Raw genomic sequence first — 26,352 nt, 5'->3', positions numbered from 1 at the left:
GGAGTTGTTTCTTATGCAGGATAAACCCGTGGCCTTGGTCACCGGAGCCAATAAAGGAATTGGTCTTCAAATCGCCAAAGATCTCACGGCTCACGGCTTCACTGTGCTTGTCGGCTCCCGCAATCTCGAGAAAGGGGAGACGGCCGCGAAGAGTATCGGAGCGGATGCCCATAGTCTCCAACTCGACGTTACAAATCATGATTCTATCTCCGCCGCGGCAGAGCGCATCCGGAGTGAGCTCGGTCGTCTCGATGTGCTCGTGAACAATGCGGGCATATCGCACCAAGGTCAGCCGGGCAGGCCTCTTGAGGAGGTCGGGAAGTCGGGGCGCCCAAGTGTAGCCTCTCTAGAAGAGGTGCGAGCAGTGTTCGAGACGAACGTGTTCGGCGTCATCGCCGTCACGCAAGCGATGCTGCCGCTCCTTCGTGAAGCGCCGACAGCGCGTATCGTCAACGTATCAAGCGGTTCGGGCTCGCTGACGTTGAACGCGAATCTGACTAATTCACATCGCAAGATGTTCGGCGCCGTTTACAGCCCTTCGAAGACGGCTCTCAATGCGATTACGCTCGCCTTTGCCATTGAACTCGAGTCGACAGGCATTAAGGTCAATGCGGTATGCCCGGGCTTCACCGCGACGGATCTCAACAACTTTGAGGGCACGGGCACCGTCGAGCAAGCCGCGCGACATCCCGTGCGCCTTGCACTCCTCAACGAGGACGGTCCGACGGGCACATTCTCAAACGAAAGACGCCAACTCCCGTGGTGACGTAGTCTCGAGTGGCACTGGCTCACGGAGATATGTGTAGACAACCTGAAGGCTTGAATGCCTTCCCAATATCCTTAAGGAGTGTGCAATCAAATGGAATATGTAAAACTTGGACGCAGCGGGTTAGAGGTCTCAAGGTTAAGTCTTGGAACCATGAGCTTCGGAGTACCTGAACGCGGCAATACTCCATGGTCTCTGGATGAGGAGCAAAGCAGACCGATCATTAAGAAGGCACTCAAATCGGGCATCAACTTTTTCAGCACCGCCAACATGTATTCCGACGGAACAAGCGAAGAAATTCTCGGGCGTGCTCTAAAGGACTTTGCTCAACGTGACGAAGTCGTCATAGCAACAAAGGTATTTGTTCCGATGCGCAAAGGTCCGAATGCTGTGGGACTTTCCCGTAAAGCTATCATGACCGAAATTGATAACAGTCTAAGACGACTCGGAACAGACTATGTCGATTTGTACCAGATCCATCGGTGGGATCCTAATACGCCAATTGAGGAGACCATGGAGGCTCTTCACGATTTAGTTAAGGCGGGCAAGGTCAGATATATCGGAGCATCCTCCATGCTGGCATGGCAGTTTGCGAAAGCTCAGCATGTCGCAGAGCGCAACGGCTGGACACGGTTCGTTTCCATGGAGAATAGATTAAACCTGCTCTATCGGGAAGAAGAACGAGAAATGCTCCCCCTTTGCAAAGACGAGGGAGTTGGCGTCACTCCTTACCTGCCTTTAGCTGCAGGCCGGTTAACTCGGGATTGGAATGAGCAGACCGCGCGATCAGAGAATGACCAGGTAGCAAAGGCTTTGTTTAATAAAACGGAAGAGGCTGATCGCAAAGTCGCGGAAAGAGTTATGGAAATTGCCGCTAACCGGGGAATTTCGCGCGCACAAATTGCACTTGCATGGTTGCTGCAAAAGGAAGAGGTCACAGCGCCGATTATGGGTTCGACCAAAATCAGCCATCTGGAAGATGCGGTTTTGGCGTTGTCTATTAAATTGACTTCTGAAGAAATTACTCGTTTAGAAGAACTGTATATTCCACATCCATTTGTATAAATTTGACGCAAGTAAGGTGTGCATCTGCTAATCATGCAAAGCCTAACTCTTATATGTTCCATTCTATGGGAAGAACTCTTCATGCTATTTCTCATGAAGAGTTCTTTTGCTTTTGTGGTGATATAGTGAACCTTATCATAAGTAAGGCGTAATTCTGGCCTGAAAGTCTTGGAGATACTGAAAGTTGCTTGTAATTGGGGCAGTGGGGTACGAGAGCACTAAGGGTTAATAGATACGATGGATTTTTTTTGCATTTTTACGTCATTGAAAGGATGGGCGACATCGGGCTTATAAAGCGGGGGTCGGTGGAAGATAGGGATGCAGCGGATAAACAACTCGTCCGTGCCACATGCATGGAATCAAAATAAAACTCACTCTCTAAAGGGTGAGTTTTTATTTTCTGTCTAAAGAAGAATATTTCTATGCATTTTCCAGGCCGTGTTTTTCGACGATTTGATCGTTTGATTGAGGCTGGCCTATACCCTCGCTAATCAAGCTTCGCAGGCTGCTATTGATGTTTAAGCCCCAGGCGTCCGAGCAGACGGTGTAGCATTCGTACGCTGGGACGAGCCCCACGTGCGTAAAGTTAACCTCCGTTTTGTCGCCCTTCTTGACGATTTCAAAGATTACGTCAGTATCTTTCCATTCGCTATTGTCCTCTATGAAGTTGAAATAGTTGTCTACGATGTGCCAAACCACCTTTTTACCTGGAACGAGTTCAGTGATCTGGAGGGTGCAACGGTGGATATCCTGGTAGTGATGCTTAAATTGACCGAGCTCGTCGGTCTTGCCTTCAATTTCTTCTGACCACCATCCGCGGACATTATTAATGGCGCCGTATACCTCCTCAGGGCTCTGATCTACCATGAAAGAAGTCCTGTAACTATGATTCATGTGAGTGATCTCCTTCGCTCATTTGTTGAGTTGCAAACAGAGTATAGAATACGTACTTGTAAAATGCAAGTACAAATAGTATAATTTTGCTCATGAAAAAGCGAACTTCAACCGTTTGTCCCATCGTCTATGCGCTCGATATATGGGGAGACCCGTGGAGCCTGATCATCCTTCGTGACGTCCTAATCCATAACAAGCGGTATTACCGCGAGTTTCTTGCTTCAACAGAGCGCATCTCTACCAATATTTTGAGTGCGCGGCTCCAATCGCTCATTGAAGCAGGCCTGCTCATCAAAACAGAAGGCAAATCAAACCGCGCACAAACGATGTTTCGCCCAACGCAAAAGGCACTTGATCTGTTTCCAGTCGTATTTGCCATTATGCACTGGGGTCTTAAATACAATACCAATACCGATATGAGCATACCAATCATGCAGGAGCTAACAACAAACGAAGAAGGGTTGAAGCAGCGCCTTTTGCGGAATTTCGACGATTGTACTTTCTAAAATTTTCGCCCTATTTATGATACGGAGAACCGTACCACAAGTAGAACGAAAAGACTTTTTTTCGGATTATGGAAAGACGGTCTCGTTTATAGCAGAAGTTCCCTCTGTAAGTCGTTTGTTCCTAGCGGGACTAGCGGTCTATGAGGCGTCAGATCTTACGGTTGGTAATCACACTATTACTGCAAGCTACAGCGGCGATAGTCACTATAAAGATTCTACAAATAGTTGGCTACAAAACGTGAATAAAATATGCTCTCAAATCAGTATGAATATCTTACAATCTACTATGGTGGGGCTCGGTCGATGTACAAGTCGGTACACTCGGCATGTCATCCCTACTCAATCTTACTCCATCCAGCGCCTAGAAAATTATTTGCTCATATAAACATTTTCATATTCATTTCCTCATTGAGTTCCTGGAGACATTTGAATATTCCTTCATGATCGTCATGCTCTGAGATTCCTTGACACTCACTCCCCGACCCGAAGATCGGTTCCATCCGTATGAATCAGCGGTTTTCGTAACAAAGTGGAGCGAATCTCCCATTTTGGCCGCTAGCACCTTAATGATATATTGTTATACTCTATGCGCTGGAACGCAAAAGAAGACAACTTCTACTGAAGGTGCTCCTAGAGTGTCGATAAAGTCCAATGAAATAGTTAGGGGAAGATGAGCTGCACGGGAATGACGGCGTTCTTAGGTGAATAAATATTCTCTATCTGTTCAAGTAACAGCTTTACGGCTGTTCGTGCCATTTCCTGTTCATCCTGCTGTACATAAGCTACGAATGAAAGATGTGGATTATCGAAAGATAGCAAATCGATATTTGAGTGATTGTTCAGACGGCTGATAGCAGCCGATGTAAGGCGTGCGGTTTCTTCGGTTAAGGAGAAAGCCGCCGAAATTCCACTATGCCCCTGCAAGAAGTCGCTTACATAGTCCAATGCTTGCTTACCGCGTAGAATGTCGAGAGGGATGTGACACCACAAGCTCTTGTCGATTGATATACCTCGATCTGTGTACGCCTTCTCGAAGCCGAGCGTGCGATCCTCGATGGCTGTATTGGCATTCTCAGGTGAGATGAGCGCAATCTGATGATGACCCTTGGATAGCAAATGAGAGACAGCCTTATACGCACCGCCGTAATTGTCTGATGTAATCGTGTATGTCTCAATGTTGCGCAGGTAGCGGTCGATGAACACACATGGGAATTTATCGAGCGACAGACGCAGTAGTGATTCGTTGTACTTCTCATCTTCTGTTGGAAAAACGATCAGTCCCTTCACACCGAGCCCCGTTAGTGTACGAATGGCGTTCGATTCGATAGAGGAGGACTCTCGCGTGATGCTTAGTACCATGCTGAGGCCAGCTTCAGACAGGAATTGTTCCGTGTAGTCTACGAGCTTCTGAATGACACGGGTTACCATCGTCGGAATAATGAAGCCGATGAGCGGCAAGGACGACGCGCTGTGTGGAGATAATGGAGAATCAATGCTAGAAGAGACGAATGTGCCTTTGCCTTGTACGCGTATAATTAATCCTTCATCAGCTAGCTGGGTTAAGGCGTTTTTGACGGTTATTTTACTTACTTTGAATTCGTCCATTAATTCTTGTTCAGAAGGGACGCGGTCCGTTGGCCGGAGCTGCCCAGATTTAATTTTCTGTACAATATCTTCTTGAATTTGCTTGTAGAGCACCAACTTTTTCAAATAAGTACATCTCCCTTAAAATTTAATGAATTTTATAATCAATTGGTTATATAAAATATATTACGTATATATTATAATGCAATTTATAAAGCGCTTACAATACAGAATTAGGAAATTTTTACGAAGGGGTCTTTTCATTGAAAGGTTAGAATCATGTTAAGAAGGTTGGTAACGAGACGTATTGAAACCGCTTAAATTAACAGAAGTGACCAGTCACCCAGCATCTCAAATGAGTAACAAAAAAAGAGAGGATGACGAACAAATGAAAAAACGCATTACATTAATCTCCATCGTTACAGTCCTTATGATGTCACTAGTTTTGTCGGCATGTAGTAAGTCTTCCAGTTCATCAACGGAAACACAGCAGTTAGGCGCTGATGCCGGTGAGAATGCAACAGAAATGTCATTTTGGACATTCGTAGATTTGCATGGCAAGCATTTGGATAAAATGCTGGGGTTATGGAACCAACAGAATCCAGACAAACAGATTAAGTTGAATGTAACGGTTATGCCTTACGATGATATGCACAACAAGCTCTTATTGGCAGTTACAAGCGGAAAAGGTGCTCCTGATATTGCGGATATCGAGCTTGGTCAATTCCCTAAATTCTTGGAAGGGGACAACGTTCCACTGGAATCTTTGAATGATGTATTTGCACCATACAAAGACGTTGTCGTTCCTTCACGTGTCGATATTTACACCAAAGCTGACCAGGTTTATGGCTTTGATTATCACGTAGGTGCTACGCTTGCTTTCTACAACACGGAAATTCTCGAACAAGCAGGTGTTGACTACAAGACAATCAAAACTTGGGAAGATTACAAACAAGCAGGTATCAAGGTTTATGAAAAGACTGGTAAGTACTTAGGTACTGCTGATACATCCGCTACTTGGCAAGCCTCGCTGTTACTTGCTCAGCAAAACGCTGATTTTACAGATGAAAATGGCAATCCAAAAGTTAACTCACCTGAGATGATTAAAGCTTTTGAAATGTTAGTCGACCTGCAGAAGAATAATGTTATTCATACGATCCCAGGCGGACAACCCGACACAGAAGAAGCAAAAGGCGAATACAACAAAGGCAACTACGCAAGCGCATTGATGCCTGAGTGGTACATGTCCCGCTTTGTAAACGAAATGAAGGACCTTAAAGGTAAGTATGCAATTGCTCCATTGCCTGTATTCGAAGAAGGTAATCCTCGTTCCGTTGGCTTAGGCGGTACTGGCACAGTTGTTACTAAGACTGGTAAAGACGTTCAGTTGGCAAAAGAGTTTGTAGCTTTTGCTAAGCTTTCGAAAGAAGCTACTACTGAAATCTGGAATACACTTGGATTTGACCCAATCAATATGGAAGTATGGAAAGATGAGGCTGTAACGAAAAACCCAGATAACGAATACGTCCAGTATTTTAAAACAAATGCATTTGATACTTTGAATGAAATCAAAGACGAAATTAGAGCTATCAAATCCGTAAAAGCTTCACCGACGATCGGCAATGTGCTCAATACGGTTACTCTGAATGCGATCTTTGAAGATGGCCAAGACGTGAAGGAAGCTCTCGATGAAGCACAGGCAGCAATTGAACAAGAATTGAAATAAAAATAATAAGTAAATGGTTATGATTAAGCCTGTCGGCAAGAATGGTGCTCGGCAGGTTTAGTCATAGTCAAGGGAGAGTGGGATTATGATAAAGAAATTTGTATACTCTCAAAAGGTTGCACCTTATGTATTTGTGTTGCCATTCATAATCATATTCTTGATATTCTGGTCTTATCCACTTGTAAATTCATTTGTAATGAGTTTTCAAGATAGGATGTTGGGACAGGATCCAAAATGGGTTGGTGAAGCGAATTATTCGAAGTTATTCACAGATAAAGTGTTTTTGACGGCTATTAAAAATAGCGTTGTATACATGCTAGGAACCTTAGTGCTGTTAATCCCTTTCCCAATGTTATTTGCAGTTATGATAAACAGTAAGTTAATGCTGGGGAGGGAGTTTTTTAAATCTTCGTTCTTTCTTCCTGCATTGACATCTGTCGCAGTGGCGGGTACTATTTTTCGCCTAACATTCGGCGAAATGGATGGTTCATTAATGAACAGTTTTCTAGGTCTATTTGGTGTAGAGCCTACTAAATTCTTGAAAGATGCAGAATGGAGTATGGCTGCACTATTAATTCTTGCATGTTGGCGATGGACAGGTGTTAATATGCTGTACTATCTATCTGGTTTGAAAAACATTGACAATGATTATTATGAGGCTGCTTCAATTGACGGGGCATCTGCTTGGCAGAAGTTCAGATCGATTACAATGCCATTATTGAAGCCGACCACGATATATGTTACGACAATTAGTGTTTATGCAGGTTTGGCAATGTTTACCGAGAGCTTAATGATGTTTAACGGTAACAATTCACCGAAAAATATTGGCCTAACTATAGTCGGATATCTGTATAGACAAGGGATTGAGAAGAATAAGCTCGGTTACGCTGCTGCAGTTGGTATCGTTCTATTAGTCATTGCTATGATTATCAATTTAACGCAGCTGAAACTAAGTGGAATGTTCAAAAAGGAGGAGGATTAAAATGGACACTAGTCAGATGAAGAACAACTTAATTGCTAGAATAGTCATAATTAGTACCTTTATTATACTATTCGTTATAATTATGGTTCCATTCTATGCAGTGGCCCTCTCTTCCTTTAAACCAGGTGAAGCTTTAATAAGATATGGTCTTAACTTAAGTTTGAATTTTGAAATAATGAGTTTTGATAATTTTATCTATTTATTTACTGGACAACATGATTATTTTGTATGGTTTTGGAACAGTATGACGTTAACAATCATTCAGGTTGCTTTAACACTGTTTGTAAGCGCTTTTGTTGCATATGGTTTTGCAGCGTATGATTTCAAAGGTAAGAACTTCCTCTTTGTATGTGTGTTGCTCATTATGATGGTGCCATTTGAAATATTGCTGGTTCCTTTGTACAGCTTAATAAATGATTTGCAAATGGTGAATAGCTATTCGGCAATCATTATGCCGGGTATAGCTAATGCCGGGACGATATTCTTCTTTAGGCAATATCTCAGAAGCATACCCAAAGAAATTATTCAATCTGGGCGAGTTGATGGAGCAAACGAATATGCGATATATTTCAGAGTGATTATGCCGATTATGAAGCCTTCCTTTGCGGCAATGGCCATTCTGAATGGTATGAATAGCTGGAATAATCTATTGTGGCCATTCATGGTGTTGGGAGATCAAAATAAATATACACTGCCAATCGGGTTAAAAACATTGTTAACTCCTTATGGGAATAACTATGACCTTCTGATCGTGGGCTCCTTCTTCTCCATCATTCCAATCTTCATATTGTTTATCGCTTTCCAGAAATATTTCATTGATGGTATGACTGCGGGTGCTGTTAAAGGTTAGTATCTATTACTTATGAAATAGGTGATAAGATGGGAGTCCAACAAGAGGAGTTACGCGTCATTAAACCATTGATCGAGCAACGAGCTGATCCTTTTATATGCCGACATTCAGATGGTTATTATTATTTCGTGGCCTCGGTTCCAGAGTATAATCGGATTGAAATCCGTAGGGCACAGGACCTTGAAGGGCTTATTACATCAGCTCCTATAGTGATCTGGAGAAAGAGAGAGACTGGCATTCTTAGCGCCAATATTTGGGCGCCAGAGCTGCATTTTATTGATGGAAAATGGTACGTATATTTCGCTGCCGCGCATACGTCGGAAACGACAGAAGGCTTGTTCGACCATCGGATGTATGTACTGGAGAATGAAAATGCAAATCCGCTCGAAGGCAGCTGGACGGAAAGAGGACAGGTTCGTACCGCGTGGGAAAGCTTCTCCCTCGATGCCACTACCTTTGAGCACAATGGTAGCCTCTATTACGTATGGGCACAAAAGGATCCGGAAATCGAAGGCAACTCTAATCTCTACATATCTAAAATGAGCAATCCGTGGACGTTGATTGGGGCGCAAACGATGATTACGATGCCCGAATATGACTGGGAGATCATCGGGTATAAAGTGAACGAAGGCGCGGCATTTGTTCGCAAAGATAATCGGGTATTCCTCACTTACTCTGCTAGCGCTACTGATTTCAATTATTGCATGGGCTTGCTTGAAGCCGATGCGGACTCGGATTTGCTCGATGCTGCCTCATGGCGCAAGTCGAAAGTACCGGTTCTCACGACTGATGAGAGCATCTCGATGTATGGTCCTGGTCATAATAGTTTCACGGTGTCAGAGACTGGCGAGAAGACGCTGTTTGTGTTCCACGCAAGAACGTATAAGCATATTGTAGGAGATCCGCTATACGATCCGAATCGCCATACATTTGTAGCGGAGCTGTTGTGGACGGAGGACGGTAGACCTGATTTTCGCGGCTCTGTTGCGGCACTTGCACGTTCTGTACAATACGAATAGATCTGCAAGCGCCTTACAAAATTCTAAATGGATTGGATTAGTTGAACTTATGTCGTACACGGGGAAGCCTTTATAATTAGAAATAAAAACAAGTACCCATCCAATCGATGGGTACTTGTTTGCAATGCAATAGAAGTGATGAATTACGTAATGTTGTACTAACTATTTGGTGATCGGTATAGACGAAATAGTAATCATAGCATTACTGATTGGATAAATGTGTTGCTACTGTCATGAGTGTCATGCTAAGTTAAAAACAATCTATTTCATGAAGCAATAATCAATACGATGTGAGTAGTACAGACATAATAGTGATGTGGACGGAATCCTGTAATGGTTCAAGGAACAAATCAACATCTTATATTAATCGTGTTAACGTAAATATATATGTATTGTATGAAAGTGGGTATACCTATTGGATTCGAAGATAGCAGCATATATAACATTAGTTTGTACTTCGGCTGTTCTGAATTTGTCTATACTTGTCTTTACTTATTGGAGGAGACATTATTATACAAATATCGCTAATTTGTTCATGTGGAATACATTAACTTCAATGATTTATTGCTTTGGTTATGCCTTTAGCTTAACATCGACTTCGTTAGAACAGCTTAGATTTTGGAATATTGTACAGTATGCAGGGATGCCATTTTTCCCTCCGTTAGGATTAATGTTTGTCATGCAATATTTGGGTTATAAAATAACGAGAAAAAGAATAATCGCTCTACTTACAATGCCTTGTATTACTTTTCTCATCAATGTAACTAATGAATCCCATCATTTTTACTATAGAATATATGATATCCATTCGGTGCTTGGGGCTCCATATAGTGAGATTGAGTATGGGGCATGGTTTGCCGTACATAATATTTACATTTTCAGTTGTATGTTAGCTGCGCTCTTATTGCTGCTTTCACGCTGGAAGGAAACCGTTAGTGTATATCGATCTCAATTATTTGCCCTCATCTGCGGTCAATTGCTTCCAATAGTGACTGCATTTTTATTATTCATAGGAGTGACACCCGATGGTATCGATCCTGTACCCATGGTTATTTGGTTTTCTTCTGTTTTGTACCTTTGGTCTATTACCTCCTCTCGAATGTTATCAATAATGCCAATTGCGAAGGAAACGATCTTTAATAGTATGAACGATGGTGTCATTGTGCTTAATGATACCTATCAATTAATCGAATATAATCAAGCTTGTAAAAATATGTTTAGTGAATTGGATCGATCAACGTTAGGGCAGCCATTTGATCAAGTTTGGTATATGCTAACGGATCAATCATTCCCTGTTCAATTAGATACGATCTCAGATAAATTGAATGTTACGATTCATCAAGGTAATTATATATATCAGCTACGTATTTCTATGCTTCAACAATCTAATAATAACTCTGGCTTACTAATTATATTTACGGATATAACAGAGCTACATACATTACAACAAAAGTTAGAGCATCAAGCCTATTATGATGATCTTACACAAATATACAATCGTCGTGCCTTTTTCCAGAAAAGTGAGCAAAGCTTAATGAAAGCAAAGGGTGAATTATCATCCTTTGTGATTATTCTATTTGATATTGATTTTTTCAAAAAAGTGAACGACACTTATGGGCATCAAACCGGAGATCAAATACTAGTACATGTGGCTCAAATATGTAAGGCTGAGATGGGAGAACATATACTATTTGCTAGATATGGTGGTGAAGAATTTGTACTCGCTTTACCTGGTTATACACTATCGGAAGGGGAAAACTTCGCTAATTACCTTAGATTTTGCATTGAACAGAAGCCTCTAGTTGAAAATGACAAATTGGTAACGATTACCTCTAGTTTTGGGGTATCCGTAACGACAGGAGCTGTGGAGGAAACAATCCATCAACTTCTTCATAAAGCTGATGAAGCACTTTATGCTGCCAAAAGAGCTGGTCGAAATCAAGTGCGGGTTTTTATTGAAAAGTACGAATATGTGGAATAGTACAGCAAATTAAAATAGAGGCGTACATCGGAGCCGTGCTTAGTTTAGTAACTTGGTGGATTGAGAGCAAAATGCCTATCAATCAAGAAGAAATATACTTATGAGTGACTGTTTCAACAGGATATAACAGTCAGTTATTCTGATATTGAAGGATCATATGCTAGTGATGCTATTAGGCAACTTACAGAAAGTGGAATTGTAAACGGTATAGGTATGAGAATTACCTGTATTTCGCTCTATAGATGTTACGGTGAGCCGTATCATAAGTAACGGCAAGTTTCTTTTGGGTAACCCAACAAAACTGTGCATGAGATGTCGGATGGGTACTTCCGAATCTTGTTATTCTGTACCTGAAGGGAGGTCATTTGAATGGATTGGCTTGCAAATCTGAATAGAGCTTTACACTATATTGAAGAGAATCTTGATGAAGACATAGATCTGAAGGAAGCAGCGAGGCTGGCTTGTTGTTCGGACTATCATTTTTCAAGAATGTTCTCCTTCCTTGCAGGCATTACGCTATCGGAGTACATCCGCCGGAGACGCCTGACCCTTGCGGCATTCGAGCTTCAAGCCGGTGATTTAAGAATTGTGGACGTGGCAGTGAAATACGGTTATAGCTCGGCAGATGCCTTTTCTAGGGCCTTCCAAGTCTTGCATGGGGTTCCGCCCTCTTCGGTTAGGTCTCATGCCCCATCTTTAAAAGCCTATCCTCGAATGACCTTCCAATTAACTATTCAGGGAGGAAGCGAAATGAATTATCGTATCGTTGAGAAAGAATCGTTCCGTATTGTAGGTATTACGAAAAAGGTGCCTATCCAATTTAATGGCGTGAGTTCAGAAATTGCATCGATGTGGAAAGGCTTAACCAGCCTAGACATCGACCAATTGAAAAAGCTCTCTAATGTTGAACCACAGGGGTTGATTTCAGCATCGACAAATTTTTCTGAAGGGCGAATGGAGGAGAAGGGAGAGCTTGACCATTATATAGGTGCAGCTACATCCGAGGAGTGTCCTGAAAATTTTGCGAAATTAGAGGTTCCCGCATTGACCTGGGCCGTTTTCGAAGCTGTCGGACCGTTTCCCGATACTTTACAAAATGTCTGGGGGCGCATCTATTCGGAATGGTTCCCTTCCGCAAGTTATGAGGTAGCAAGGGGACCGGAGATATTATGGAATGAAGGCAAGGATGTATCTTCCCCCAATTTCAGGAGCGAGATTTGGATACCGGTTACGAAAAAATAGTATAGAGACTATGTTCATAAAATTAAGGCCATACCGCATAGGATGGCCTTAAAACTTGCCGTTACAGACAGAGCGGTGAACCGTATCACAAGTAGGGCGAATTATAACGGTCATTAATAACGAGTCAACCTTCTTCCCAATTGTCATCCCACGCAAATTCGGCTATGGGGCATGTGTTTTACAGCCGAAAGCACAGGAATTTACGACTTGAATGTCGAAGTTACTCCTAATTACTCATTTTTTGTCTTATGGAGGGCTTTCGATGATTACCGCAACAAAGATGCACATCCCTTATGTACGGCACACCTTGGTTGCTCGTACGGATCTGCTTCGTCTGCTTGATGAGGGTATGGACGCGAAGCTTACGCTCTTATTCGCTCCATCTGGTTATGGGAAAACGACGGCGCTAAGCGAATGGGCCAAACAAAGCGGCAAGCTTGTTGCATGGGTGTCACTGAGCAAGCAGGACGATGATTGGAGCACCTTCTGGAACATGGTCATCGTTTCGATCCAGAATCATGTCGAGGACTTTGGCCTGACCATTTTGCCTTTGCTGGTGGAGGGGTCCTCGGCATCTTCCACATCGATGGAGTCGGCGATGAACGTGCTACTAAACGAGTTGAATCAACTGCCGGGTGAGCTGGTCGTCATGGTTGACGATTATCATCTGGCGACGATGCCTGCAATCCAGAATTCGATGAGCTATTTGCTTGAACACCTTCCAAACCACATTCATTTATATATCGCAAGTCGCAACGACCTCCCATTTCCGACAGCAAGATTATTTGCAAAAGGCGAGATGCGGCGGATTACGATCGAGCAATTGAGGTTCCGACCAGAAGAAGTAAACGATTTCTTCCGAGAGACGACGGAGTTGAAGCTGTCGACTGAGCAGCTCAATATGCTGTATGACCAAACCGAGGGTTGGATTTGCGGCTTGCGACTTGCGGCCATCTCACTGAAACGAAGCGGCAATGTGACTGAATCGATCCGTCAATTCAGCGGCCATCAGCAGCACATATCCGATTACTTGCTCGAGGAAGTCATTCGCGATCTGCCAGAGGCGATGCGCGATTTTTTGTTGCAAACTTCCGTGTTAAGCCAAATGAATTATGCATTGTGCGAGGCGGTGACCGGTCAAACGAGAGGTCAGCAGCAGTTGGAACAACTGGAACAGCTTCAGCTATTCATCATTCCTATGGACGATCAACGCAACTGGTATCGCTATCACCATCTGCTGTCTGATTTCCTGCAGTCGATGCTTGCTCGAACATGGCCTGAGCTATGGATTCAGGCGAATGCGCGTGCCGCGCAATGGCACGAACATAACGGGTTTATTGTAGAAGCGGCGGAACATTATTTGGCGGGACGGCAGTATGAAGATGTAGCTCGCCTGATTGAAGCGCATCTGTACGAACTTCTTGGAGGCAAGAACACCGTCGTTGCTCGTTGGGTGATGCAAGTGCCTGAGCAATATGTAGCGAGCCGACCGCTTGTTGAACTTTTTTATTTGCTCGTGATGGTCGGCGTTCGGCAGTTTCATAACATTCCGGATCGAGCGGAACGGCTTCGTGTTCGTTACCAAGCTTTGAAGGATCATATAGATGCTGACGTATGGCGCATGACCATGGGGGACATCTATTATCTCTGCGGTACTGCTGCCTATGTGAAGAAAGACCTTCTGAGCACTGCTGACTATTTTATCCGTGGAGATACGTTTGCACTCGAACAAAGCTTATTTATTCAAGGAGGCAACAATAAGCATTATTCGGTCGAAGAGTTTGAAGACCATCTGGGCTACATTAACGATTACCATGGTGCAGCACAATTTTTCATTCGGATGATAGAGTATTGGAGAGATCGTGTTAACCATCCGTATACGACACCGATGTATGCTTCCTATGCCAAGGTATTGTACGAGTGGAATCGGCTGGAGGAAGCGGAGGACTGGCTAAACCTCATTATGCATGTAGACGGATTCGCGCCGGTGTCTCGCAATCGGTATCAGCTCTTTGTGGCAGCTTCTAGAATTCAGCAAGCAAAGGGGAACTCACTAGAAGCAGCGACACTGCTAGAACAACTTAAGCTGAAGATCGATTCACCCGATTATGAGATATTCATACGCAAAATCGAAGCGGAACAGGTGAGCTTAGCGGTGCGTCAAGGCGACATTGCGTCTGCTCAGCGATGGTTGGAGCACTGCGGGATGTCGCACTCGGACGAAGCAACGCTGGACCAAGTTTCCGAACAATTGGTGCTCGTTCGCGTGCTGGCCGCATGCGGACAATTCGAATCAGCGCTATCTCTCGCAGCAAGATTGTATCATCTGTTGACGAAGGAAGACCGTCTGCGGGACCGCATTCACATTCTGAATTTACAAAGCATGATGTTATATGGCGACAATCAAATGGAGCCAGCACTTGCGAAGCTGGCTGAAGCTTTGCGTCTCGCCAAACCTCAAGGGTTTATTCGCAGTTTCGTGGACGAAGGCTCGGCGATGGCAGAGCTGTTGTCTATTTATGTGCAGTCGTATGGAGACAAGGGTTCGGGATCGAAGGATGCATTAAGTTATGTGCGTCTCGTGCTGCAAGCGTTCCATGTTTATGACGCACATCCACGAGTTAATATCCGATGTTTCGGACGGTTGCGCGTAGAGACAGAGAATGGCTCTGTGGTCAAATGGCGGACTTCCAAAACTGAGGAATTGATGGCATTCCTCATTTACCATCGCGGCGAGGCAGTAAGTAGAGATCAAATTCTCGATCGTTTGTGGGGAGAGGTGGAGGTAGACCGGGCAGGGGCCCAGTTTAATACAACGACTCACTATTTGCGAAAAGCTTTAAGTCAAATCGGAATTGACGGTATCGTCCAGCATGTGGAAGGCGGTTATCGAATCGATATAAGCCAGTTGTACTGTGATCTCGATGAGTGGGATCGTTTGCTGGCCGCACAGGCGCAAATCGACGACTTAAAGCTGCGTGACTATGCCGGTGAGCTTGTCCAATTATACGGAGAGGGCTTTATGGCTGGCACTTCGTACGAATGGGCAGAGCCGACGCGAGTTCGCCTGGAAAGCGAGTACGTCGCAACCTTGCTTCGCCTTCATGAACGTGAGGAGAAGAAGGGGCAATATGATGCGGCTGCGGAACTGCTGCGGAAGGCGCTTGTACATGATCCGCTAAATGAGTCCATTCATGAACGGCTCATTCGCGTGCTGGTTATGGCGGATGACCGCATCTCGGCGATCAAGCAGTACGAGGTATTAAGATTGCTGCTTCTGACGGAGTTCGGGATTAAGCCGAAGGAAACGGTCAGGAGATTGCTGGATATAAATTGACGCATATTCCTCCATAAAGGGAGTGTCCCAAGGTTATGAAAAATAACGGAGGGATGCTCCCTTTTCACTAGCATTTGTTTAGGATTTGTTTAGACTGACTGTGATATGGTGAAGCAGAAATCGACATTATTCTGCGGAAAGTTTAGACAAATTGCGGGAGGGGAAACACGCTTGTATAAACGTATTATAAATTTATCGCTTTTGATTTGTATGCTCGTATCCTTAGTATCACCAGGGTTCGCGGCCGCTGAACGGAGTACTGACGCACCTGCAGCAGTAGAAGAGCAAGGATCTCTAAACTCATCGAGTGCTCCGATAAATTCATTTCAAGATGTTAAAACGACGGACTGGTTCTATAATGCTGTGACGTATGTGAAACAAAACGGAATATTCGGCGGTACGGATAATGACAGCTTCTCGCCCAAAGGCACAATGACTCGTGCCGTGTATGTAACTGCACTTGGGCGGATGGCAGGAGTGGACATCAGCCAATATTCAATTTCCTCCTTCTCAGATGTACAAGCAGGCACTTGGTATGCACCTTATGTGCAATGGGCAATTGAAAAAGGCATTACAAGCGGTACAGGTGACCATAATTTTTCGCCGAACGCTGCTATATCAAGGGAACAGATGGCAACGCTGACTTTGAGGTATTTTGAAAGCTATAAAATACCTTATCAGACGAACGCCAGCCTGACCTCTAAACCTAACGACACAGCCGATATTTCGCCTTGGGCGGTGGATGCGGTCGTAAAGCTTTGGCGGGCAGGCTTGCTTCATGGAGATGCAAGCGGTAATTTCAATCCAAAGTCAAATGCATCTCGCGCGGAAGCAGCTGTTTTCTTCATGCGAAACAACGAAGTTGTGAAGACATGGACTACCCAGAATCGAGTAGTTTCAACACCAACATCAACAACATCAACAACATCAACAACATCAACAACATCAACAACATCAACATCAACATCAACATCAACATCAACTCCCGACTCTGGCAGCGGTAATGGCGCTAACCCAGGCGACACGAACGCAGGTCCATATATTATTACTTTTGAAACAAACGGCGGTTCGGCCATTAACAGCCTTTCTCTCAATCAAGGAGCGACGCTGAATAATCTTCCGGATCCAATGAAGTCAGGCTCTATTTTCGTTGGCTGGTATAAAGATAGCGCTTTGTCGGAGCCAGTATATACAGATGCTATCGTCAACAGAAATATGACGTTATACGCAAGATATGAAGAACCATTCGAAACTCAAACTATTCCTAGTGTAACCATGTTGGATCAGGACAAAAGCTTTACGATTGAAGTAATCGATGGTACAGGAAGCATGACAGCAGATAGAGTTAAAGCTGAAATGACCTTTGAAGCGCTAACCCATCCAGATTTTGCAACTCATGTGGGTATTCGAGTAAAGGGCTCCAATGGCGAATTTACAGTAGGTGCAAATGGTGGTGCATTTGAAGAAGGTGGCACCTATCAGCTCAAGCTGAATAACGCCAATCTTTCTTTTACAGGCCAAGATAAATCCACTAGAACATACGTATTTACCATTGCTAAACAAGAAGTTCAGCATGTGACTCTGAATCCTGACTTGATTTATATTCCTTCTTCGGAAGTCACGAATATGACCCAGAATGGTAAGGCTGTTACCCCTGGTGCGATTCCTGTTATAGACTTGAATACCGGCGATGACGGAGCCGTTCAATCGGTGGGTAACGCTACAGAGGGTACATTCCAATATAATGGGAATCAGAATATACAAGTCGGCAATACCGTTGCTATTTATAACGGAGTTGCACCGAATCAGCGTAATCTGGCAACAAGCGTCGACGATGACGGTGAAGTGGTTTATGTAACGATTCGGGCGATCGACGGCAGCACATACACATACGAAACGGCAGACGCCAAAAAAGTTCTCTTTACGCCAGACGTCTTGCCGGTCAGCGATACAGCAGATATGGATGGGGATTTAAGCAATCACTCCATCACGGTAAGCGAGAATACGATGAACTATAGCGACAGCAAATATGCACAATTGGGTCTTACTGCAAGCACCGTTGTACAAGCAGGTGACTTCATCGCCTTCTACACAGGTGTATTCGGTGATGCTTCGTCCCAGCTTGCCGGCTATGCTCAAATTACCGGAGTCAGTTCTTCGGGAACTAACGAAGTCATTACTTATACAGATGTAACGCTAGAGCAAATAACGGCTTCGATGGATTACTATACACAGCAAAATATAGAAGGAAATCAGTTGCTTCAGAACACCGATGTAGCGGCTATGGAAGCTCAAATCGAGGAGCAAGCTCTGGAAAGCGGATTTGTGAATAAAGCTACGCAGTATTTAGCAGCTTTGGCAATCGATACGGATAGCTTCAAAGAACTAGATAGCGAATTCGATATGAAAAATTACTCTATTACTTATGCCAATGGCTCATCTGTCTCCGATCACAATGTTATGCGGTTGAACGGAAATAGAGTGCAAGTAGAAAATGTGAGTGTTAAAGCAGATATAGGTACAGAACTGCAACATTTTGCTGATATGTCCGGTTTAAGCGCTTCTCTTCAAGTGAGTTGCGATATTGTAGTTGATGCAGGCGGCCAGCGCAACATTGTGATTCATTTGACCGGCACCTTCGAGCAAGAAGTACGAGTTTCGCTTTCTGCCGATGCCAATACCGATTGGGGACTATTTCTGGGGTTCATCCCTTATTTGAGAGAATACGAGGTTTCCCCAACCGTAGATGCCTATACCTATACAGCGATTAATTTCGACGCTGAAATCGGCACATTTGAGAAGGATGAAGAATGGAATTGGAATGATAAAAGCAAAGTACAAAACATCGCCAAACAAATAAAAGCTCTAATGGACGCAAAGGATGCTTTGGATGAAACTCTCAGTGGCGTAGATTCATTAGACAGCTCATTGCCGGCCCTATATCAGAATATGCTGAGTAACGAGACGGACTGGGTTGACCTCTTTGATGTAAATCTTGTTGATATCAAAATGCGTCTTTTGATGGGTGTCATTCAAGTAGAGTTTAAAGGGGATTTTGTTGTAAGCGCAAATGCGAATCTCTCTATCGGTAGTACGTTCAGTTATGAGAATGGGAAGAGATATATATTCAATGTGAAACTTTTTGCTAGAGAAGCGACGAACAAGACCGTAAGTCTGCTAGATGAGAAGTATCAATTTACATTCTATATCATGGGTACTTTGGGCTTACGGGCAGGTCTTCGGCTGGAGTTGGCAGTAGGTCTATTCTCTACTGAGGCGAATAGCGTAGGTGTGCAAGCGGACGTTGGCGCTTACGCGAAGTTGTGGGGCTACTTCTATTACCAGCTGACCTATCTATCTTCTCAGGGCAAGACCTCCCATTATGCCGGAGCCATAGATCTGGAATTCGGCGTGTACACGGAAGTCAAATTCAAGGCACAGCTGTTTAAGGGTACCTTCTCGTACGAGCCAACCCTGTATGAGGATGAATGGCCACTCTATACGGTAGGTTCCCGGCAGAACATTCTTGATTTTGCTTATTCACAGGGTGATGCGCCTAGAGTTAATCTGCACGGTCAGTCAACAAAATCGGCCATTTTACCGTATAGCATCTTTGATATGAGCACGATGGATCTGCAGACAGGCGAGGTTACGGAACAATCTTATGACAGATCCAAGGATTTCACGGTAAGCATATCCAACAAAAATTTCATATACGATGCTAAGACCAACCAAGTGCTCTTACAGAACTATAATTACGATCCGACTGGCATGGATGCCACCATGACGATCACTTGGAGAAGGGCACCTTTAACTTTCGGTTCTGCTCCGATTGCGCGTACGATTCCATTACACTGGGACGATCTCAAGGATAGTTATAGTCTCTACTTGTACTCGCATGAAACGAATGATGGGAAGCTGACGCTATTAAAGACAATTAGCGGGAAGTACAATGATCCGATTCCGGTAGAGCCCGTTCCTACAAGAAAAGGATATAAATTCGATAATTGGTATAAGAATGATTCCGATGCTGGGCCAACTGTCCTACCGGGTAGAATGCCGTCTTACGACAGCATGTGGGTTGCAAGATGGACTCCGAAGACGGACACCCCTTATAAGGTGGAAGTTTACTTGCAAAATGTCTCCAATGATTCCTACACGCTTAGCGGCGAATTCACCTATAAGGGTACAACAGATTGGCCTGCAACCGCGCGGCCCCCTGCCTATGCAGGTTTTGCTACACCGGCCGAACAGTTCACTGCGGTTAAAGGCGACGGGAGCACTGTCGTAAAGTATTATTACGCTCGCAATGTGTACAAACTGACCTTTGATCCAGGCCATGGCAGAACGCCAATCACATCTTCGCTTAAGTTTGGTGCCCCTATTACCGCACCTATCGTGAACATGCCGGGCTATGTGTTTACTTCTTGGCGCGACACGAATCTGAGCGAGAACGTTCCTGCGTCAGCCAATGTTGTTGCGCCTACGATGCCGGCTATCGACACGACTTATAAAGGGAAATATAGCTTAGATTCACATGTGCCTATTACAGTGGAGTATTATCTTGGCGATACCACAGGTTCTAATTTCCAGCTAATGGAGGCAAAAACCAAGTATGGAACTGCATTTTTAGGATTCGATAGTAGAGATATAGGGACAATGGATGCGAGATGGATGTCACCCTACTCGAAACTCACAACCACGGTACCTTCGCCTTTATCGATTTACGTAGACCCAACCCTGGATCTTCGTATCAAGTTGTACTTCGTTCCTTATTTGTTTAACCTGACATTCGATGCCAATGGAGGCATGGGCGGCACGGTATCACAGCTTGCATATGGGTCGCCGATAATTCCACCTACGGTGACAAAGCCAGGCTATACGTTTGAAGGTTGGTCACAGTCCGTTCCAAGTACAATGCCCGGTAACGATCTGACCTTCACGGCCGTTTGGCAGGCCACGGGCTATCAGGTATTGTATTATCAGCAGAATCTGGACGATGACGGCTACACAGAAGTGGAAGCCGTTGCCGGCAGCGGTGGAATTGGATCAACAGCTACGGCAACTCCGAAGGATTATACCGGCTTTACCTATGACAGCAGCAATCCTAACAACGTTACCTCGGGTACGGTAACCGCTGACGGAACGCTCACCCTTAAGCTATATTACACACGTAACAGCTACACGTTATCATTCATTGATTCAGTAACGAGTACTAACTATTCGACAGCTCAAGTCAAGTATGGGGCGACGATCGTACCGCCTGCTGATGTAACACCTTCAGACTTTTATCCCCCAGGCTTTGTACTAATAACTTGGGACCCGTTGGAAAATGATACGCCGTCGTTGGAGACGCCAGAAGGAGCAACCATGCCGGCACACGACGCGAGCTATAACGCAAGGTTTGGATTTCCGGGCGGTCAGATCGGACTATAGTTTTGGCGAGTTTCGGTCATTTGTACAAGCAGATCGAAATGAAACAGTGATAAGGATTATTGAAGGGCACCCGTTTAGGGTGCCTTTTGAATTCGCACTATAGATGTTATTGTCAAAAGAAAATAAAGTATTAGACTGAAAAATAAAGTGTTAGACTCGGAAAATAAAGTTATAGACTAAGAAAATAAAGAATTAGACTGGTAACGTCCCATTACGCTAACGGGCAGGATACTGACAAAATATACCGAATGTTAAAATAAGAAAAACAAGACGTGGAGGGATAAGTTTGACTGAGGATTTTTATTGCGATGAGGTATTAAGTGGTCGTACTTCTGTACAAAAAGTATTTGAAACTGATAACGTTCTTGCATATCATCACACTCGCCCTTTTTATCCCGTTCACATTGTTACGATTCCGAAGAAGCATATCTCATCTCTTCTGACACTGGAACAAAGCGACAATGAGCTCTTAATTGAGTTGATGGACGTTGTTAAAAAGGTTGCATCGCAAGTGCAGTCTGAGTATGGAGCTTGCAGGGTGTCGACTAATTTGGGGAAGTACCAAGACTCAAAACATCTTCATTTTCATGTAATCTTCGGCGAACCATTACGCTAATCGTATTTGTCTTGCTCGCTAAACTAACGGGACACTATAGTTCAACACTGAGAGGGGCTGTCGCTAGACAGCCTTTCGTTACGCTAACGGGCAGAATAACGGAAAAAGATGGAATTTATGGATTGCTACTATTATAATAGTAGCGTAATAATACTTGATTTTTGGAGATGATGGATGCGTGATTTATCGTAGAAAGACATACAAAATTGACCCTCAGATATTACTTGATTTTAATGAACATTTTAATCAAACACTCTTACCTGCACAGTTAAAATATGGTTCAAGATTAGTTGGCAGATGGTCAACTGAGGAAATAGACGGTGTGTTGGAGGTATTTGCTATTTGGGAATATGACAGTTACGAAGATTATGAGAAGATTGAATCGCAAGTGAAAAGTGATGAAGAACACGTAAAGCGAGTGCAGGCTTGGTTCGATAAAATCGGGCGTGAGAAGATAAAGATATTTATGAAGGACAAGATAAATGAGGAATTTATAGAAACGACAGTTCCTCGAGAAAAAACTATTCTTACATAATGAATTAATTACCAACCATCGTTCAACTAACGGGGAACGATAGCTCAATACAGGCAGAAGTAGATTGCCTTTAGGACCGGCTGCTTCTTGTTATGTTAACGGGTAGAATACTACCAATATGATCTAAAATGAGTTGGGATTATATCCCATGACATACGTTGAAGAGTTAATTAGGAAAAGGAGGAAGTGAAAGGTGCAGATCTTCGATACACGCCAAATTAACAATTTAATGACTGGGGTTGGCCTTGCTTGTGAACTTGAAGCTAACACTGAAATGAATCGAGCTTTCGTAAAAGTACAGGTTATTAATGAACAGAAATACTTAAATAAGTTAGAACCTGAATCGGCTAGGTTTTACTTAAGAAAATATGAGGTACCCACAACGTATCTAGAAAATGAATGGGATGTTACAGACGACGAACTTGTCGAATCGATTCATGAAATTAATATTATAGGAATCAAAAATCTCGAGAAATATCTGGCTAAGTATCTAGATAATTTCGGAAGACTGGTATGCGAGTGGAGTTGTGAAAATCCGTTGTAGATGGAGAAATGACGTTACGCTAACGGGAAACGTTAGTGGAATAGCGGTTGCTTCGGCAGCCGTTTTTTATTTGTTCAACTAACGGGCAGGTTAGTTAAACAGTGTTGTTTAATTTGTGTTCATCAATCGGTACATAATGTGGAATAAGAAAATTTGTCATTATTTTAATGTGTAGTAGACTTAGTAACTACAGTTTTTTCTTCCTATTTAGTTGGAATGAATTTTTTGTTTTTTAAACGAAGAGGAGAGTCAATATGGAAGTAGTATATTTTGCAGGTGGATGTTTATGGGGAGTACAAGCTTTTATAAAAACTTTACCTGGAGTTAAGTTTACAGAAGCAGGAAGAGCTAATGGAACAAACCATACACTTGAGGGTGATTATGATGGGTACGCCGAATCTGTAAAAACAGGATTTGATCCGACAGTTGTAACGATCAGGGAATTAATGGGGTATTTATTTGAAATCATTGATCCATACAGTTTGAATAAACAAGGACAGGACGTTGGCGAGAAATACAGAACAGGAGTATATAGTGAAAAGCTTGAACACTTAAAAGAGGCGAAGGCGTTTCTTAGTGAGAGAAATGATTATGACCTTATAGTTGTTGAAGTATTACCTCTCACAAACTATGTGAGAAGTGCAGAAGAACATCAAGATAGATTAGCTCAATGTCCAAATGATTATTGTCATATTCCAGAGGAAATATTAAGTAGGTATAAGTAAGGGAGAATATTAAGCTAACGAGACACGTTAGTGGAATAGCGATTGCTTCGGCAGCGTTTTTTTATTTGTTCAACTAACGGGCAGCTTAGTTCAATACAGATAAGACTCGGCTAGTTCCTTGCGGTTCTGGTGCTGGGCTCTTTTGGAGTATCTACTATGATGATATTTATATTGGGGTTGGGAAAACACCACAGATGGCTATTTGTAAATATGCACTCGTTATTAATGATGTGCTACTGTGTAAAATTAATGCGGCATAAGCTGCCAAACATAGATTATTAAATACGTTATAAGACCGATCAGACTCAGTTGACCGGTCTTATTACTATCTATTTGTATAAGGCCATGTTAAATCTTATTGTTGATTTCTGACCATAAGAAAACCGCCACGGAGAGTTTGTGTCGGCTGGCTTTCTTAAACATGGCTTGAATACGCCTCAGGGTAAGACGGCTACTTCGTTCCTGAAGCAGACTAAAATTAGAAAACAGAAACTTTTCTCAAATTTTTAGGTCTTATGTAATATCTATAAACTTTAATTGAGGTGAAGCACTTGATCAAAATAATAAAGTATATACTTGCAGGAATTGGCATCATTCTTGCCTATGGCGTGGGGGCTTGGCTTTATCAGAAAGGAAGTCAAGTTTTTTTCAATCAAACCATCCATGAAAGTGAATATAGAGGACTTGTTATTTCTTTTTTTAGCTTGTATTTACTCATTATGGTGCCTGCGATATTTTTAGGCGCTTATGTAATCAATGAAACATCATTAAATAATATATTTAGATGGCTTCTTACTGCCTTTATTTCCGTTATTGTAGGTCTTATATTCCCTTTACTATTCACTGCCGGACATGTATGGTCCCCTGAAGGACAGTTGTTGTTGTGCTTCTTCATGCCATCAGCGTTTATTCTAGGTTTTATATATAATCTTCTGTTCTTCAAAAAAAAATCTGCAAACTCATTAATTTAAAAATGGCCCTACAAGATGTCAATATCATTAAGATAACTCAAAGACAAGACTTAAATTAAACATGAATTCAGAACGGCACGGGGAGAAGCCCAGTGGCGTTTGCTCTTTTCCCGGGAGCACATACATAAAAGAGCACAGTAAACAAGCGAATAGAATATTCGCTTAAAAAAATCTTCATGTGAACCCATGATTTTCCCTTTGAGCGTGGAACTATCAATCATCATGGACAGCGTTCTTCCCTCGTTGCATAACCGTCGTTGCTGAACAAGGGTATCTACATAGATTCTGTTGCATAAGTCATATACTGCAATCAAATGTAAAAGTTTATACTTTTTGAGTTTAGGCGACATTGAAAATAAGTGTCCGTATCCACAAAGTCGGTAGCAATATTTAGATCAGAACCCTCAATAGCGAGTAATCGATCATCTCAGTCATGCTTGATATTCGTATAAGACACTGTAAATTCGTGGAACAAGGACTCTACAGCAGACGGGAGAATTTTATTTCTCTGCTGGATAAAAGCAGAAGTCGTTGCAGTGTTTACATCGTAACCTTGTGAATCCAAGAGTTCATTATATATGCTGTTACCTCCCATGGAGATAAGAAACTGCCTAACCGTCTCAAAGAGCAACATCTTCGTTCATGTAAAATCTTTATTGTGCTTTTTGACATAGGTGCTGGTGTGGGTGACATTTCTCGCATTAGTGATATTAGAGTTTCTTTTAAAGTATTCGCATACTCATTCATTGGCGTAGCCTCCTCATTTTTTAGGGGCTTCGGAATACATTTCTACCTTCTTGTCAAGCTCTATTTATTGTTACGTGCAAAGAAAAGCGCAGGCTATCTTTTTGATAACCTACGCTTTTTTTTTTAGTTTTAGGGCCTGTATCTTAACTTAATGATTTTGTACAAGATGTAGGGCCTTTTTTTATTATAAGATTTGTCGAGAGTTGTATACACCAGTAATATCCATTGGCGGCAACAAGGAGAGCTGATTTTTTCCGTGATCACGGGGATCGAAAAGATATATATTTTGGTAACCGCCTGAATTGGCCTCAGTATACACTTCGTAAGCTGGGAAACCATCGTGGCTTCCCTGAATTGAGATGATGCCATTTTTATAAACGTAGAGAGTAAATTCATAATCAATGTTACCGTTAAAGACATCTGGATTTGGAATGAAGGGATTGCCTACACTACATGAGCAAACAAACTTCATGTTATCGCTACTACTACCTCTCAAGCTTGCATCGGTTCGCGTGACAGTCAAACCTGCATCAGAAGCTTTTGCAGTGTGAGTCGTTGTGGTTAAAGTCGTATTATTAAAGTGATATGCAGTAGTTGTTCCGATATTCTTAAAGGAGGTCCAGCTTCCACCAGTATTCGTAAATTGTACATTTATCTGCTGTGCGGTACGAAAGTTTTCGGTGTTTGCAGTATTCTTGTCAAAACCTCGATTATCTCCTTTAAATGATACAACGTAGGCGGGTAAACCATACTGTACTGGAGAATATACTTTGTCATGAGGGATAAATGTTACCAATCGAATGTTAAAGTTAACTGCCATATTAAT

21 protein-coding genes are annotated in these 26,352 nt (G+C 43.0%); 18 read left to right on the top strand and 3 right to left on the bottom strand.

Annotation, left to right across the window (positions count from 1 at the left end; translation table 11 throughout):
• The first annotated feature begins 13 nt into the window (after nucleotides 1-13).
• Nucleotides 14-766, top strand: coding sequence for an SDR family oxidoreductase (locus R50345_RS17765; protein ID WP_042128729.1), 753 nt, complete (start codon nucleotides 14-16; stop codon nucleotides 764-766).
• Nucleotides 767-859: 93 nt separating this feature from the next.
• On the top strand, nucleotides 860-1,831 hold the full coding sequence (locus tag R50345_RS17760; protein ID WP_042128727.1) for an aldo/keto reductase: 972 nt from the start codon (nucleotides 860-862) through the stop codon (nucleotides 1,829-1,831).
• Nucleotides 1,832-2,251: 420 nt separating this feature from the next.
• Here R50345_RS17760 and R50345_RS17755 read toward each other — a convergent pair whose 3' ends face one another.
• Nucleotides 2,252-2,725 carry an SRPBCC family protein gene (locus R50345_RS17755; RefSeq protein ID WP_042128725.1) on the bottom strand — a complete coding sequence of 158 codons (474 nt, stop codon included), beginning with the start codon at nucleotides 2,723-2,725 and terminating at the stop codon, nucleotides 2,252-2,254.
• Between the two features lie 92 nt (nucleotides 2,726-2,817).
• On the opposite strand from R50345_RS17755, the gene R50345_RS17750 reads away from it, so the two are divergent.
• Nucleotides 2,818-3,231: a winged helix-turn-helix transcriptional regulator gene (locus tag R50345_RS17750; protein ID WP_042128723.1), complete on the top strand. Its 414-nt coding sequence runs from the start codon at nucleotides 2,818-2,820 to the stop codon at nucleotides 3,229-3,231.
• Between the two features lie 16 nt (nucleotides 3,232-3,247).
• Nucleotides 3,248-3,616, top strand: coding sequence for an Ig-like domain-containing protein (locus R50345_RS32465; RefSeq protein ID WP_081954124.1), 369 nt, complete (start codon nucleotides 3,248-3,250; stop codon nucleotides 3,614-3,616).
• A 275-nt stretch (nucleotides 3,617-3,891) separates the two neighbouring features.
• Here R50345_RS32465 and R50345_RS17745 read toward each other — a convergent pair whose 3' ends face one another.
• Nucleotides 3,892-4,941: a GntR family transcriptional regulator gene (locus tag R50345_RS17745; RefSeq protein ID WP_042128721.1), complete on the bottom strand. Its 1,050-nt coding sequence runs from the start codon at nucleotides 4,939-4,941 to the stop codon at nucleotides 3,892-3,894.
• A 262-nt stretch (nucleotides 4,942-5,203) separates the two neighbouring features.
• Here R50345_RS17745 and R50345_RS17740 point away from each other — a divergent pair, with 262 nt between their 5' ends.
• From R50345_RS17740 to R50345_RS17680, 14 genes are all read left to right on the top strand, one after another.
• Complete coding sequence (locus tag R50345_RS17740; protein ID WP_042128719.1) at nucleotides 5,204-6,541, top strand: ABC transporter substrate-binding protein; 1,338 nt, start codon at nucleotides 5,204-5,206, stop codon at nucleotides 6,539-6,541.
• 85 nt (nucleotides 6,542-6,626) lie between these two features.
• A complete protein-coding gene (locus R50345_RS17735) occupies nucleotides 6,627-7,523 on the top strand; it encodes a carbohydrate ABC transporter permease (RefSeq protein WP_042128717.1) in 897 nt (298 codons plus the stop codon).
• 16 nt (nucleotides 7,524-7,539) lie between these two features.
• The gene (locus tag R50345_RS17730) at nucleotides 7,540-8,373 is read left to right on the top strand and encodes a carbohydrate ABC transporter permease (RefSeq protein WP_042132268.1); all 834 of its coding nucleotides are present in this window, start codon (nucleotides 7,540-7,542) and stop codon (nucleotides 8,371-8,373) included.
• Nucleotides 8,374-8,402: 29 nt separating this feature from the next.
• Nucleotides 8,403-9,392 (top strand): glycoside hydrolase family 43 protein, encoded by a 990-nt coding sequence (locus R50345_RS17725; RefSeq protein WP_042128715.1) that lies wholly within the window; start codon nucleotides 8,403-8,405, stop codon nucleotides 9,390-9,392.
• 415 nt (nucleotides 9,393-9,807) lie between these two features.
• The gene (locus R50345_RS17720) at nucleotides 9,808-11,373 is read left to right on the top strand and encodes a histidine kinase N-terminal 7TM domain-containing diguanylate cyclase (protein ID WP_042128713.1); all 1,566 of its coding nucleotides are present in this window, start codon (nucleotides 9,808-9,810) and stop codon (nucleotides 11,371-11,373) included.
• A 108-nt stretch (nucleotides 11,374-11,481) separates the two neighbouring features.
• The gene (locus tag R50345_RS32460) at nucleotides 11,482-11,643 is read left to right on the top strand and encodes an S-layer homology domain-containing protein (protein ID WP_156114937.1); all 162 of its coding nucleotides are present in this window, start codon (nucleotides 11,482-11,484) and stop codon (nucleotides 11,641-11,643) included.
• Between the two features lie 99 nt (nucleotides 11,644-11,742).
• Nucleotides 11,743-12,615, top strand: coding sequence for an AraC family transcriptional regulator (locus R50345_RS17715; protein ID WP_042128711.1), 873 nt, complete (start codon nucleotides 11,743-11,745; stop codon nucleotides 12,613-12,615).
• Between the two features lie 262 nt (nucleotides 12,616-12,877).
• Complete coding sequence (locus R50345_RS17710) at nucleotides 12,878-15,952, top strand: AfsR/SARP family transcriptional regulator (protein WP_042128709.1); 3,075 nt, start codon at nucleotides 12,878-12,880, stop codon at nucleotides 15,950-15,952.
• Between the two features lie 171 nt (nucleotides 15,953-16,123).
• Nucleotides 16,124-21,388 (top strand): S-layer homology domain-containing protein, encoded by a 5,265-nt coding sequence (locus R50345_RS17705; RefSeq protein WP_042128708.1) that lies wholly within the window; start codon nucleotides 16,124-16,126, stop codon nucleotides 21,386-21,388.
• Between the two features lie 286 nt (nucleotides 21,389-21,674).
• Complete coding sequence (locus R50345_RS17700; RefSeq protein ID WP_042128707.1) at nucleotides 21,675-22,004, top strand: HIT domain-containing protein; 330 nt, start codon at nucleotides 21,675-21,677, stop codon at nucleotides 22,002-22,004.
• A gap of 178 nt (nucleotides 22,005-22,182) precedes the next feature.
• A complete protein-coding gene (locus R50345_RS17695) occupies nucleotides 22,183-22,539 on the top strand; it encodes an NIPSNAP family protein (RefSeq protein WP_042128706.1) in 357 nt (118 codons plus the stop codon).
• Between the two features lie 193 nt (nucleotides 22,540-22,732).
• On the top strand, nucleotides 22,733-23,083 hold the full coding sequence (locus R50345_RS17690; RefSeq protein ID WP_042128704.1) for a hypothetical protein: 351 nt from the start codon (nucleotides 22,733-22,735) through the stop codon (nucleotides 23,081-23,083).
• A 254-nt stretch (nucleotides 23,084-23,337) separates the two neighbouring features.
• On the top strand, nucleotides 23,338-23,808 hold the full coding sequence (locus tag R50345_RS17685) for a peptide-methionine (S)-S-oxide reductase (RefSeq protein WP_042128702.1): 471 nt from the start codon (nucleotides 23,338-23,340) through the stop codon (nucleotides 23,806-23,808).
• A gap of 551 nt (nucleotides 23,809-24,359) precedes the next feature.
• Nucleotides 24,360-24,779 (top strand): hypothetical protein, encoded by a 420-nt coding sequence (locus tag R50345_RS17680; RefSeq protein WP_042128700.1) that lies wholly within the window; start codon nucleotides 24,360-24,362, stop codon nucleotides 24,777-24,779.
• Nucleotides 24,780-25,710: 931 nt separating this feature from the next.
• Here R50345_RS17680 and R50345_RS17675 read toward each other — a convergent pair.
• Nucleotides 25,711-26,346 carry a DUF3238 domain-containing protein gene (locus tag R50345_RS17675; RefSeq protein ID WP_042128697.1) on the bottom strand — a complete coding sequence of 212 codons (636 nt, stop codon included), beginning with the start codon at nucleotides 26,344-26,346 and terminating at the stop codon, nucleotides 25,711-25,713.
• Nucleotides 26,347-26,352 lie beyond the last annotated feature (6 nt).

The sequence above is a fragment of the Paenibacillus sp. FSL R5-0345 genome, from assembly GCF_000758585.1.
Lineage (GTDB): Bacteria > Bacillota > Bacilli > Paenibacillales > Paenibacillaceae > Paenibacillus_AQ.
This window is presented reverse-complemented; position numbering and strand designations above follow the sequence as displayed.